Source organism: Hydrogenophaga sp. (assembly GCF_022844385.1).
Classification (GTDB): Bacteria; Pseudomonadota; Gammaproteobacteria; order Burkholderiales; family Burkholderiaceae_C; genus Hydrogenophaga.
The window spans coordinates 1-12572 of record NZ_JALHLX010000082.1 but is presented as its reverse complement, the minus strand read 5'-3'; the positions used below and the strand labels follow the sequence as shown (position 1 = coordinate 12572).

General features: G+C 64.6%; 11 protein-coding genes. 6 read left to right on the top strand and 5 right to left on the bottom strand.

Annotation, left to right across the window (positions count from 1 at the left end; translation table 11 throughout):
• Nucleotides 1-486 (top strand): efflux RND transporter periplasmic adaptor subunit (locus tag Q0C59_RS13415; protein WP_291216320.1); only part of this gene is annotated, 486 nt, incomplete at its 5' end.
• Nucleotides 487-496: 10 nt separating this feature from the next.
• Entirely contained in the window at nucleotides 497-3664 is a 3168-nt protein-coding gene (locus Q0C59_RS13410; protein WP_291216318.1) for an efflux RND transporter permease subunit, read from the top strand.
• Between the two features lie 124 nt (nucleotides 3665-3788).
• Here the strand turns inward: Q0C59_RS13410 and Q0C59_RS13405 are convergent, their stop codons facing one another.
• The 5 genes from Q0C59_RS13405 to lptF are packed head-to-tail and all read right to left on the bottom strand — an operon-like array spanning nucleotide 3789 to nucleotide 8519.
• A complete protein-coding gene (locus Q0C59_RS13405; RefSeq protein ID WP_291216317.1) occupies nucleotides 3789-4967 on the bottom strand; it encodes a pyridoxal phosphate-dependent aminotransferase in 1179 nt (392 codons plus the stop codon).
• A 4-nt stretch (nucleotides 4968-4971) separates the two neighbouring features.
• Nucleotides 4972-5916 carry a CysB family HTH-type transcriptional regulator gene (locus Q0C59_RS13400; protein WP_291216315.1) on the bottom strand — a complete coding sequence of 315 codons (945 nt, stop codon included), beginning with the start codon at nucleotides 5914-5916 and terminating at the stop codon, nucleotides 4972-4974.
• The gene (locus Q0C59_RS13395) at nucleotides 5913-6278 is read right to left on the bottom strand and encodes a sirohydrochlorin chelatase (RefSeq protein WP_291216326.1); all 366 of its coding nucleotides are present in this window, start codon (nucleotides 6276-6278) and stop codon (nucleotides 5913-5915) included. Before Q0C59_RS13395 ends, Q0C59_RS13400 begins: the two co-directional genes overlap by 4 nt.
• 7 nt (nucleotides 6279-6285) lie before the next feature.
• Complete coding sequence (lptG, locus tag Q0C59_RS13390; protein WP_291216313.1) at nucleotides 6286-7404, bottom strand: LPS export ABC transporter permease LptG; 1119 nt, start codon at nucleotides 7402-7404, stop codon at nucleotides 6286-6288.
• Nucleotides 7401-8519, bottom strand: coding sequence for an LPS export ABC transporter permease LptF (gene lptF / locus Q0C59_RS13385; protein WP_291216312.1), 1119 nt, complete (start codon nucleotides 8517-8519; stop codon nucleotides 7401-7403). The genes lptG and lptF overlap by 4 nt, the downstream gene beginning before the upstream one ends.
• 25 nt (nucleotides 8520-8544) lie before the next feature.
• On the opposite strand from lptF, the gene Q0C59_RS13380 reads away from it, so the two are divergent.
• From Q0C59_RS13380 to Q0C59_RS13365, 4 genes are all read left to right on the top strand, one after another.
• Nucleotides 8545-10053, top strand: coding sequence for a leucyl aminopeptidase (locus Q0C59_RS13380; RefSeq protein ID WP_291216311.1), 1509 nt, complete (start codon nucleotides 8545-8547; stop codon nucleotides 10051-10053).
• 7 nt (nucleotides 10054-10060) lie between these two features.
• A complete protein-coding gene (locus Q0C59_RS13375; protein ID WP_291216310.1) occupies nucleotides 10061-10495 on the top strand; it encodes a DNA polymerase III subunit chi in 435 nt (144 codons plus the stop codon).
• Nucleotides 10496-10685: 190 nt separating this feature from the next.
• Entirely contained in the window at nucleotides 10686-11870 is a 1185-nt protein-coding gene (locus Q0C59_RS13370) for a branched-chain amino acid ABC transporter substrate-binding protein (protein WP_291216308.1), read from the top strand.
• A gap of 168 nt (nucleotides 11871-12038) precedes the next feature.
• Complete coding sequence (locus tag Q0C59_RS13365; protein WP_291216307.1) at nucleotides 12039-12488, top strand: hemerythrin domain-containing protein; 450 nt, start codon at nucleotides 12039-12041, stop codon at nucleotides 12486-12488.
• Nucleotides 12489-12572: the final 84 nt, after the last annotated feature.

Sequence of the window (12572 nt, the reverse complement as noted above, 5' to 3'; positions counted from 1 at the left end):
GGGCAGGAGCTGTTCCGCCTGGTGCGCCAGAGCCGCATGGAATGGCGCGGCGAAGTCACACCCAGCGAGGTGGGCCGTGTGAGCAAGGGCCAGGAGGTGAAGGTCACGGCGGCCAGCGGGCTGGAGATCACCGGCCGGGTGCGTGCGATTGCACCGAGCGCCGATCCGCAGACGCGCAACATCCTGGTGTTTGTGGACCTGCCGCGCAACGACGAGCTGAAGGCGGGCACTTTTGCCAAAGGCTTCTTCGAGCTGGGGCAGAGCGATGCGCTCACGGTGCCCAGCGAATCCATCGTCGTGCGCGACGGCAGCAACTACGTGTTCGTGATCGACCCGCAAAACAAGGCCAGCCAGCGCAAGGTGCAGACCGGGCGGCGCGTGGGCGAACGGGTCGAGGTGCTCGAAGGCGTCAAAGCCGACGAGCCGGTGGCAGTGCAAGGCGCAGGTTTCCTGAACGAAGCCGATCTCGTCAAGGTCGTGAAGTGAGGACCGGGTCATGAACGTCTCAGCCTGGTCCATCAGGAATCCGATCCCGGCGTCGATGCTGTTCTTCATGCTGACGCTGGCGGGCCTGTTCTCGTTCAGCCAGATGAAGGTGCAGAACTTCCCCGACCTGGATGTGCCCAACATCACGGTGAGCGCCAGCCTGCCGGGCGCCGCACCCAACCAGCTCGAAAACGACGTCGCGCGCGTCATCGAAAACAGCTTGGCCTCGCTGCAAGGCATCAAGCACATCACCACCAAGGTGCAGGACGGCGCGGTCACCATCACGACCGAGTTCCGCATCGAGAAGAACACGCAGGAAGCGCTGGACGATGTGCGCTCGGCCGTGGCCAAGGTGCGTGGCGACCTGCCGGCCGATCTGCGCGAACCCATCATCAACAAGGTCGAACTCGCCGGGGGTGCGGTGCTGGCCTACACCGTGTCGTCCGACAAGATGGACGCGGAAGCCATTTCGTGGTTTGTCGAGAACGACATTTCCAAGCTGCTGCTCTCGGTGCGCGGCGTGGGTGCGATCAACCGCGTGGGCGGCGTGGACCGCGAGGTGCAGGTGCTGCTGGACCCGCTGAAGCTGCAGGCGCTGGGAGCCAGCGCAGCCGATGTGTCGCGCCAACTGGCCAAGGTGCAGATTGAAAGCGCCGGTGGCCGGGTGGACCTGGGCGGCAGCCAGCAGCCATTGCGCACGCTGTCGTCGCTGCAATCAGCTGAGGAGCTTGCGCGGCTGGAACTGTCGCTCTCCGATGGTCGGCGTGTCCGCCTGGACCAGATCGCCACCATCAAGGACACCGTGGCCGAACCCACGGCTGCGGCGTTCCTGAATGGTCAGCCGGTGGTGGGCTTTGAGGTGGCGCGCAGCCGGGGTGCGAGCGAGATCGAGGTGGGCAGCGGCGTGCGCGAGAAGCTCAAGGAGCTGCAGGTGGCGCGGCCGGACTTGAGCATCACCGAGTCGTTCGACTTCGTCACGCCGGTGCAGGAAGAGTTCGACGGCTCGATGATCCTGCTCTACGAAGGCGCGATTCTGGCCGTGCTGGTGGTGTGGCTCTTTCTGCGCGACTTCCGCGCCACGGTGGTGTCGGCGGTGGCGCTGCCACTCTCGGCCATTCCGGCCTTCATCGGCATGCATTACATGGGCTTCACCATCAACGTGGTGACGCTGCTGGCCATGTCGCTGGTGATCGGCATCCTGGTGGACGATGCGATCGTGGAGGTGGAGAACATCGTGCGCCACATGCGCATGGGCAAGACGCCATACCAGGCGTCCATGGAAGCGGCCGATGAGATCGGGCTGGCGGTGATTGCCACCACCTTTGCGCTGATCGCGGTGTTCCTGCCCACGGCTTTCATGTCGGGCATCCCGGGCAAGTTCTTCAAGCAGTTCGGCTGGACCGCATCGTTCGCGGTGTTCGCCTCGCTGGTGGTGGCGCGCGCGCTCACGCCCATGATGGCGGCCTACCTGCTCAAGCCGGTGGTGATGGCCAAGGACATGCCGCGCTGGGCGCGCAGCAACCGCGTGACCGGCGCCTTCTGGCGCTGGATGACGAACCAGGACGAACCTGCATGGCTCAACATCTACCAGGGCTGGGCGGCGTGGTGCATTCGCCACCGCTGGATCACCATGATCGGCGCGGGCGTGTTCTTTGTCGGCTCACTCATGCTGATCCCGCTGCTGCCGCAAGGCTTCATTCCGCCCGACGACAACTCGCAGACGCAGGTCTACATCGAACTGCCACCGGGCTCCACGCTGCAGCAAACCGTGGCCAGCGCCGAGCGCGCGCGCCTGCTGGTGATGGACGTGCCGCATGTGAAGTCGGTCTACACCACCATCGGCTCGGGTTCGGCCGGCTCCGACCCGTTTGCTCCACAGGGCACGGCCGAGTCGCGCAAGGCCGCACTCACCATCCAGCTCGATGCGCGTGGCACGCGGCCGCGCAAGCAGATCATTGAAAACCAGATGCGTGCCGCCATGTCCAACCTGCCGGGCGTGCGCAGCAAGGTGGGCCTGGGCGGTTCGGGTGAAAAGTACATCCTGACGCTGACCGGCAACGACGCCGCCGCGCTCGCCACGGCGGCCACCGGCATCGAGCGCGACCTGCGCACCATTCCCGGCGTGGGCAGCGTGCAGTCCACCGCCTCGCTGGTGCGCACCGAGATCAGCGTCACGCCCGACCTGGCCCGCGCGGCCGAGATGGGTGTGACCAGCAGCGCCATCGCCGAAACTTTGCGCATTGCCACGGTGGGCGACTACGACACGGCCTTGCCCAAGATGAACCTGCCACAGCGGCAGATTCCCATCGTGGTGAAGCTCGATGCCGCGGCGCGCGGTGACCTGGACCTGCTGGCCCGGCTGGCCGTGCCGGGCAGCAAGGGCCCGGTGATGCTGGGACAGGTGGCCACGTTGAGTTTTGGTGGCGGCCCGGCCGTGATTGACCGCTACGACCGCGCGCGCAACATCAACTTCGAGGTAGAGCTGGCCGGCATTGCGCTGGGCGACATGAAGAACGCGGTGGAGAAGCTGCCGAGCCTGCGCAACCTGCCGCCGGGCGTGTCGGTGCTGGAGATTGGTGACGCCGAGGTGCAGGGCGAGCTGTTCGCGAGTTTCGGCCTGGCGATGTTGACCGGTGTGCTGTGCATCTACATCGTGCTGGTGTTGCTGTTCAAGGCCTTTCTGCACCCCATCACCATCCTCGCTGCGTTGCCCTTGTCGCTGGGCGGCGCGTTCGTGGCGCTGCTGCTGGCGGACAAGAGCTTTTCCATGCCGTCGTTGATCGGCCTGATCATGCTGATGGGGGTGGCGACGAAGAACTCGATCCTGCTGGTGGAGTACGCGATCGAGGCGCGGCGCGAGCACGGCATGAACCGGCTGGATGCGATCCTGGACGCCTGCCACAAGCGTGCGCGCCCGATCGTGATGACGACCATTGCCATGGGGGCGGGCATGTTGCCGATTGCGGTGGGCTGGGGCGCGGCCGACAGCAGTTTCCGCTCACCGATGGCGGTGGCTGTCATCGGCGGTTTGATCACGTCGACCTTCCTGAGCCTGCTGGTGATCCCGGCGGTGTTCACGCTGGTGGACGATGTGTCGATCTGGTTCGGATCGCTGTTCGGGCGCAAGCCACCGGTGGCTGAGTCAGCCTCGTCGTCGTCGGAGGCCTTGCGCGCCTAGGGGTTGGCGGGCTCGCGAGCGCATGGCGCTCTGCTCCGCGAATGTCCCCCGGGGCCTTTGGCCCCTCCTCCTTTATTTCGCTGCGCAGAGCGCCATGCGCTCGCAAGCCGATGTGGCGTTTGAATTAAAGGCGTGACAGGCGCTTCAACGCTTCTTGCAGGGTGTCGTCTTTCTTGGCGAAGCAGAAACGCACCACGCGTTGGTCGAAGCCGTTGCCGTAGAAGGCCGAGAGCGGGATGGCGGCCACGCCGATCTCTTTGGTGAGCCACTGGCAGAAGTCGCCTTCGGGCAGGTCGCGCTCGGGCACGGCCAGGCTGGAAATGTCCACGCACTGGAAGTACGTGCCTTCGCCCGCGAGCATGCGAAAGCGGGTGTTTGAGAGGCCTTCGCGGAACAGGTCGCGCTTGCGCTGGTAAAACGCGCTGAGTTCGAGGTAGGGCGCGGGGTTGGCCATGTAGCTGGCCAGGGCGTGCTGCACCGGCGTGTTCACCGTGAACACGTTGAACTGGTGCACCTTGCGGAACTCCGCCGTGAGCGCGGCCGGCGCCACGACGGTGCCCACTTTCCAGCCGGTCACGTGGTAGGTCTTGCCGAAGCTGCTCACGATGAAGGCGCGTGCTGCCAGGCCCGGAAAACGCGCGGCGCTCTGGTGCACCTGCCCGTCGAACACCATGTGTTCGTACACCTCGTCGCTGATCAGCAGCACGTCGGTGGGTGCCAGCAGGTCTTGCAGGCGCTGCATGTCGGCCGCACTCCACACCGTGCCACTGGGGTTGTGCGGGCTGTTGATGACGATGGCGCGTGTGCGCGACGTCATCGCGGCGGCGATGCGGTCGAAGTCGGGGCGGAAACTGCCCGGCGTGAGCGGCACGCGCACCGGCACGCCACCGGCCAGCTCGATGTTGGGCACGTAGCTGTCGTAGCAAGGCTCGAGCACGATCACTTCGTCGCCGGGGTGCACCACGGCGAGCAGGGCCGTGAAGATGGCCTGGGTGGCGCCCGCGGTCACGGTGATCTCGGTGGCCGGGTCGCAGCGCAGGCCGTAGAGCGCCAGCATCTTGTTGGCCATGGCCTGACGCAGCGCGGGCACACCCGGCATGGGCGGGTACTGGTTGTGACTGGCCTGCATGGCCTGCGTGACGGCGTTGACCAGAGCCGGATCGCAATCAAAATCCGGAAACCCCTGGCCCAGGTTGACCGCCTTGTGCTCGGTGGCCAAAGCCGACATGACGGTGAAGATGGTGGTGCCCACGTTGGGCAGGCGGGAGGTGAGGGCGGGTGTCCGGGGTGGATTCGGGCTCATGGGCTCAAAGTTCATAGTCATCGGGGGTGCCGCTCATGGCGCGCATCACCTGGTCGCGCGTGAGGCGTTCGCTCAACAGCTCGGCGAAGCGCAACACGAAGTGGCGCAGGTAAGTGCCGCGCTTGAAGGCCACGCGCGCGAGGTTGTGGCCAAACAAATCAGCGGCGGGGCGCGACACCAGGTCGGGTGTCTGGTTGTCGCCAGCCATGGCCATTTCGGCCACGATGCCCACGCCCATGCCCAGCTTCACATAGGTCTTGATCACGTCGGAATCGATCGCTTCCAGCACGATGTTGGGCTGCAGGTGGCGCAGTGCAAACGCCTGGTCGATGCGGGTGCGGCCGGTGTAGCTGGGGTGGTAGGTGATCAGTGGCACCTGGGCCAGGTCTTCGTGTGTGATGCGCTCGCGCTCGAGCAGCGGGTGGTCGAACGGGAACACCAGCACGTGCTGCCATTCGTAGCAGGGCAGGGTGACGAGCTCGGGGTAGTTCACCAGCGATTCGGTGGCCATGCCGATCTCGGCCACCTCTTCCATCAGCATCTTGGCCACCTGGTCGGGCGAGCCCTGGTGCAGGCTGATGGCGACCTTGGGGTAGGCCTGACGCAGCGCGGCCACCGGCCCGGGCAGCACATACCGCGCCTGGGTGTGGGTGGTGGCGATGGACAGCGTGCCGCTGTCCTGCGCCGAGTACTGCTCGCCGATGCGCTTGAGGTTGTTGACCTCGCGCAGGATGATTTCGATGCTCTTGAGCACCTGCAGGCCGGGCTCGGTCACGCGTTTGATGCGCTTGCCGTGGCGGGCAAAGATCTCGATACCGAGTTCGTCTTCCAGTTCGATGATGGCCTTGGACACCCCGGGCTGCGAGGTGTGCAGGGCTTTGGCGGCTTCGGTCAGGTTCAGGTTGCGGCGCACGGCCTCCTGCACGAAGCGGAACTGGTGCAGGTTCATGGCGTGGCTTCCAGCGCGATCTTCGCCAGCAACGCGGTCAGGCGGGGGTCTTCACCTGCGGCCCGCAGTTGCTCGAAACGCACTTGCGGGTGGCTCTCGGCCAGGTCCTTCATGAGCACCGGCAGGTCTTCGCGAGCATGTTTGCCCATGCCGAAGAACAAGGGAAGCACCCGCACACGCGTGGCGCCGCCCTCGACCATCTGGCGCACGGCTGTGGCCATGTCGGGCTCACACAGTTCCAGGTAGGCGCACGACACGGCGGCGGCGGGGTCGCTGCGCGCAATCTGCTGCGCCACCGATTCCACCGGCAGGCGCCACAACGGGTCGCGCGACCCATGGGCAAACACGATCACTCCGAGCATGGACACGCTACCTTCGCAAGACGAGCCAGCCGAACGCGGCCAGCGAAAACACCGAATAAATCAACGCGGGTGAGGCCGCCGCCAGCCACGGCTGCCAGGCATTGAGGTTGCCGATGTAGCCGAACACGTTGTTGAGCAGGAAGAAGCTGATGCCGATCATCACGCCGCCGAACACATAGGCGGTGATGCTGCCCGAGCGGAAGTGCAGGTAGGCAAAGGGCAGGGCGAGCACCACCATCACCAGGCAACTCAGCGGGTAGAACACCTTGCGCCAGAACTCGATCTCGTAGCGCTGGGCGGTCTGCCCATTGGCTTGCAGGTGGCGGATGTACCCAAACAGATCGGCCGTGCGCATGGTCTCGGGCTTGAGCAGAGCCACCGACACCATCTCGCTGTTGATGCCGCTGGGCCAGCGGAAGGTCTCAAGCGTGCTGCGCACAATGCGGGCCGACGCCTGGCCGGCAATGTCGAACTCGCGACGCTGTACCTGACGCAGGGTCCACGAGTCATCCACCTCGATCTGGCCGGACGCCGCGGTGAGCGTGGACACCAGCGAACCCTGGTTGTTGAACTCGAAGATGCGCACATTGCCCAGTTCGCCCTGTGAGGACATCGACCCCACGTTGACCGAGAAGTTGCTGTAGGGCTGGCGCTCCTTGAGCCAGGCCCCCGTCTGGCCGATGCTGATGTTGCCCTGATAACGCGCCTTGAGCAGCTGCGCGGTGCGGTCGGCGAGCGGGGCCAGATAGTCGCCCATGGCAAATGTGAGCGCCACAAACACCGCGCCCAGACCGAGCAAGGTGCGCAGCGCCCGCCAGGGCCCCAGTCCGCTGGTGCGCAGGATGGTGTACTCAGACCCTTGTGCCAGCCGCGCCAGCACAAACACCGCCCCGATCAGCACCGAGATCGGCAGCAGTTCGTATATGCGGCTGGGCATGAGCAGGCCCACGTACAACAGGGCGTGTGGCACCTCGTACACCAGCTTGTCGTCCAGCGCCGACGGCTTGCCCAGCGCGGGCAGCTCGTCCACAAAGTCGAAGAAGAAAAACAGCGACAGAAAGGCCAGCAGCACGAAGCCCACCGCCAGAAAGATCTCGCCGTAGATCAGGCGCCGGATCGTCTTCATGCGGCAGCTCCTTGAGCGGCTGCGTTGCGGCGGCTGTTGAGCCAGCTGCGCAGGCTCACGTTGTAGTGCCGCTTGGTCAACCACAACACGGTCAGCACAAACACGCCACCGTGCAGCATCAGCATGAAACCACCCAGGCTCACCAGCCCCCCGGCCACCCAGCTCTGGCCCAGGTTGAGCAGGTTGTAATAAAACACGAACGAAAAGAGGGTGAAGAAGAGGTTGCCGCCGCGGCCAGCGCGCGGGTTGCCCGCGGTGGTGGCCAGGGCGATCAGCACGAAGTTGAGCGCGGTGAGCGCCATGCCGATGCGCCAGCCCAGTTCGCCCAGGTTGGCCCGGTCGGGTTCGGTGATCAGCAGCAGCGTGCTGCGCGACTTGAGTTGTTGTGCGCCCCGCTCACTCATCGCGCTTGACCCGATCTGGGTGCCATAGCTCTCGAATTCGCTGACCTTCAGGCCGCTGCCGTCGGCGGCTGTTTCCAGCCGCTGGCCGTTGTTGAGCATCAGGAACTGCTGGTCTTTCACCCATTCGATGCGCCCCGATCGGGCAGACGTGACGGTCTCGCGCCCGTCGTCCTCGGTGCTGGAGATGAAGATGTTGCGGCCCTCGGTGCCACCCGCGGTGTCCTTGTCGATGAAGAAGACGCGCCGGCCACTGGACGATTCCTGAAATTGCCCGGGCGCCACGCGCTCCAGATCGCCCCGGCGCTCGAAGCGGCTGCGCAGGTTGTCGGTCTGCTGGTTGGCCCAGGGCCACACAAAAAACACCATGAGGGTGATGACCATCAGGATCGGCCACGAGAAGCGCAGCACCGGCCCGAGAAAGCCCCCGAGCGAGCGGCCGCTGGAGAACCAGACGATCATTTCGCTGTCACGGTACATGCGCGAGAGCGTGAAGACGATGGACACAAACAAGGCCAGCGTCAGGATGGTGGGCATGCGACCGATGACGGTGTAGCCCAGCACCAGCGCGATCTCTTGCGGGTTCACGCTGCCACGCGATGCCAGGCCGAGCGTGCGTATCAACAGCATCGTCAGCACGATGGTGAACAGCACCACCAGGGTGGCTCCGAAGCTGCGCGCCAGCTCTCTGCGGATGGAAGAATGAAATAACATCGATTGCTACAAGGAAAACACGATTATGGACTTCGAACTCAAATCCCTCAGCGCTGCACAAGCGGCCCAACTGCCTGTGGACGCGATGCTGGTGCTGGTGCCCGACACGACCCCGACGATGAAGTCCGCCGACCAGGCGCTCACCCGCCTGGTGGCCCAGGCGGTGGAGCACAAAGACCTGGAAAGTGGCGTGGCCAAGCTGCTGGCTTGCTACCGGCCCGAGGGCTTCAAGGCCTCACGCGTGACGCTGGTGCGCGTCGGTGATGGTTCGGCCGCCTCGGTGCGCAAGGCCGTTGCCGCTGGCATGGGTTCGCTCAAACAACCCGGCATTCAAAAGCTCGGCGTGGTGTTCAGCCTGATCGATGCCACCGACGACGCCGTGCGCGCCGCCATGCAGGCCTGCGCCGATGCCACTTACTGCTACACCACCACCAAACCCAGCGCCAAGGCGCGCTCGGTCAAGCAGGTGGTGGTGGGCGTGGTCAAGCCGGGTGATGTGCAGCGCGGCTTCAACGTCGGCAAGGCCCAGGTGGCGGGTGTGGAGTTCGCCAAGGAATGGGCCAACCGCCCCGCCAACCACGCCACCCCCACCATGCTCGGAGAAGCCGCGCGCAAGCTCGGCCGCCAGCCTGGTTTCAAGACCGACGTGCTTGGTCCCAAACAAGTGGAAGCCCTGGGCATGGGCTCGTTCCTGGCGGTGGCCCGCGGCTCGGTGGAGCCGCTGCGTTTCATCGTCATGCACTACAACGGCGGCGTCAAAGGCAGCGCGCCGGTGGTGCTGGTCGGCAAGGGCATCACGTTCGACACCGGGGGCATCTCCATCAAGCCCGCGGCCGAGATGGACGAGATGAAGTTCGACATGGGCGGCGCGGCCAGCGTGCTGGGCACCTTCGCAGCGCTGGCCGAACTCAAGCCTGCCATCAATGTGGTGGGCCTCATCCCCAGCTGCGAGAACATGCCCGATGGCCAGGCCGTGAAACCCGGCGATGTGGTCACCAGCATGAGTGGGCAGACCATCGAAATTCTGAACACCGACGCCGAAGGCCGCTTGATCCTGTGCGATGCCCTGACCTACGCCGCGCGATTCAAGCCACGCAGCGTGGTCGACATCGCCACGCTCACCGGTGCCTGTGTGATCGCGCTCGGCGGCGTGCGTTCCGGCCTGTTTTCGGCTCGTGACGATCTGGCGCAGGCCCTGGCCAGCGCTGGCGAGAAGTCGCTCGACCTGTGCTGGCGCATGCCGTTGGACGACGAATATGCCGAAGGCCTCAAGTCGAACTTTGCCGACATGGGAAACGTGGCGGGTCGCGCGGGTGGCGCCATCACCGCCGCCAAGTTCCTGCAGAAGTTCGCCACCGAGCTGCCCTGGGCCCACCTGGACATTGCGGGCACGGCCTGGAAGAGCGGGGCAGCCAAGGGCTCCACTGGCCGGCCTGTGCCGCTGTTGCTGCAATACCTGATCGACCAGGCCGAAGTGCCCGCCAAGTCCGCTTCTTCGGTGAAGCCGTCGATTCGTCGTCCTGCCAAAGCCTGAGGCTGGTTTGCCCGACGTCGCCTTCCATTTCAACGCGCCCGATCGGCTGGGCTACGCCTGCCGGTTGCTGCGCAAGGCCTACCTCCGCAAGGCGCGTCTGTTTGTGTGGGTGGCACAAGACGATCTGGTCAGGCTTGACGCGGCGTTGTGGACCATGAACGCGGGCGAATTTGTACCCCATTGCCGCAGCGATGACCCCGACCTTGTGAGGGCCCGTTCGCCTATCGAGATCGGTGATCAATTGCCTCGGGTCCGCGACCACCTGATCCTGGTGAACCTGCGCCACGACATGCCCGATGAACCAGCGGCCTTCGAGCGGGTCATCGAGGTGGTGACCCTGGACGAGGCCGACCGAGGACCCGCGCGCGAGCGCTGGCGTCAGTACAAGGCGCTGGGCCTTGAGCCGCAACGGCACGACCTTCAACTGGCGCCCTCGGATTGAATCCGCGCTGCGGTGGGCCATGACCGCCGCTAATGCGGTATTTGCTGTGGTGATGTGCTCTGTGAAAACCCTTGATTGGGCTTTCGCCTTGTCACGTATGTGAAATTCGTGGCGTTTTTAGAGTATCTTTATGAGCGTGATGGCAAAAGTTCCCATCGCTTAACTTTTTCAATCCTTTTTGAGGAAAACCATGCAACTGAACCTGAAACTGGCCGTTCTTGCGGCGGCCGTCGCTCTTGCCGCTTGCGGCAAAAAAGAAGAAGCCGCGCCGGTCGCAGCACCCGCGGCGGCTCCTGCACCTGCAGCCCAGGTCATCAAGATTGGTCATGTCGGCCCCACCAGCGGTGGCATCGCCCACCTCGGCAAGGACAACGAAAACGGCGCCAAGATGGCGATCGAGGAACTCAACGCTGCTGGCCTGACCATCGGCGGCGCACCCGTCACCTTCGAGCTGCTGGCTGAAGACGACGCGGCCGATCCCAAGCAGGGCACCGCTGCCGCCACCAAGCTGGTGGATGCCAAGGTCGCCGGTGTGATCGGTCACCTGAACTCCGGTACCACCATCCCCGCCTCGCAGATCTACAACGATGCCGGCATCCCGCAGATCTCCCCATCGGCCACCAACCCCAAGTACACCCGCCAGGGTTACGCCGGCGTGTTCCGCATGGTGGCTGACGACGTGCACCTCGGTGGCACGCTGGGCAAGTACGCCGTGGAAACGCTCCAGGCCAAGACCGTGGCCGTGATCGACGACCGCACGGCCTACGGCCAGGGCGTGGCTGACGAGTTCGAAAAAGGCGTGGCCGCTGCTGGCGGTACCGTGGTGGGCCGTGAGTTCACCAACGACAAGGCGACCGACTTCAATGCCATCCTGACCACCCTGAAGGCCAAGAAGCCCGACGTCGTGTTCTTCGGCGGTATGGACGCCGTGGCCGGCCCGATGCTCAAGCAGATGAAGCAGCTCGGCATCAACGCCAAGTTCATGGGCGGCGACGGCATCTGCTCCAGCGAACTGCCCAAGCTGGCCGCTGACGGCATGGCCGACGACCAGGTCTACTGCGCTGAAGCCGGTGGTGTTGAAGGCGAGCAGAAAGAAGGCATGGACAAGTTCCGCGCCGACTTCAAGGCCAAGTTCGGTGCCGACGTTCAGGTGTACGCACCTTACGTGTACGACGCTGTCAAGGTCATGGCCAACGCCATGGTGACCGCTGGCTCCGCAGACCCCAAGGTCTACCTGCCCGCACTCAAGGCCACCAACTACAAAGGCGTGACCGGCAACATCGCGTTTGACGAAAAGGGCGACATCAAGAACGGCGCCCTCACGCTGATGACCTACAAGGGCGGTGCTCGCACCACCTTGGCCGTGATCCGCTGATCAGCGCTTCCTGGTTTGTTCAAGAGGCCACCTCCGGGTGGCCTTTTTTCTGCGTGCGTGGTACTCGGAAGACCCGCTGCGGCGATGTCCTACACCAGCGACTGCTGAAAGGGGCTATGGTTACCGGCAAGGTGTTCACACGACACCGAAACCAACAAGGACACACGCATGGACAACATCTACGAAGCCCTCAGGGAGAGCCACGAGCTGCAACGGACGCTGTGTCGTCAACTGGTGCGCACCAAACCGGACGATCCGCGCGCCCAGGAAATTTTCAGCGAACTTCGCATCGAACTCGCGGCCCACGCTGCTGCCGAAGAGCGTTTTCTGTATGCTCCCATCCTGCTGGACGATCTGGGTCTCAAGCCCTCCCGGCACGCGCTTGCCGAACACCATGAGATCGACGAATGCGTTGAGGCTTTGGTGAAGGCCCGCAAGAAGCCGGAGGCTTGGCCCGAGCTGGCCAAAAAGCTGTCACACGAGGTGCACCACCACCTCAAAGAGGAAGAGACCAAGTTCTTCCAGCTCTCGGGCAAGATCCTGAGCGACCGGCAGAAGAGCAGCCTGGCTGGCAAGTACCGGCGCGACCTGAAGCGCATGCGTACCGTGCAAGCCTGATGGCCGAGGGGCCGACAAAGGGGCTGCACAAAAGAAAAACGGGCCGTGAGGCCCGTGTTTGCTTGATCCCTGGCGGAGAGGGCG

Coding starts and splice junctions, on each gene's coding strand:
- Q0C59_RS13380 (WP_291216311.1), top strand. CDS start 8,545: ATGGACTTCGAACTCAAATCCCTCAGCGCTGCACAAGCGGCCCAACTG.
- Q0C59_RS13395 (WP_291216326.1), bottom strand. CDS start 6,278: ATGCTCGGAGTGATCGTGTTTGCCCATGGGTCGCGCGACCCGTTGTGG.
- Q0C59_RS13365 (WP_291216307.1), top strand. CDS start 12,039: ATGGACAACATCTACGAAGCCCTCAGGGAGAGCCACGAGCTGCAACGG.
- Q0C59_RS13370 (WP_291216308.1), top strand. CDS start 10,686: ATGCAACTGAACCTGAAACTGGCCGTTCTTGCGGCGGCCGTCGCTCTT.
- Q0C59_RS13400 (WP_291216315.1), bottom strand. CDS start 5,916: ATGAACCTGCACCAGTTCCGCTTCGTGCAGGAGGCCGTGCGCCGCAAC.
- Q0C59_RS13410 (WP_291216318.1), top strand. CDS start 497: ATGAACGTCTCAGCCTGGTCCATCAGGAATCCGATCCCGGCGTCGATG.
- lptF (WP_291216312.1), bottom strand. CDS start 8,519: ATGTTATTTCATTCTTCCATCCGCAGAGAGCTGGCGCGCAGCTTCGGA.
- Q0C59_RS13405 (WP_291216317.1), bottom strand. CDS start 4,967: ATGAGCCCGAATCCACCCCGGACACCCGCCCTCACCTCCCGCCTGCCC.
- lptG (WP_291216313.1), bottom strand. CDS start 7,404: ATGAAGACGATCCGGCGCCTGATCTACGGCGAGATCTTTCTGGCGGTG.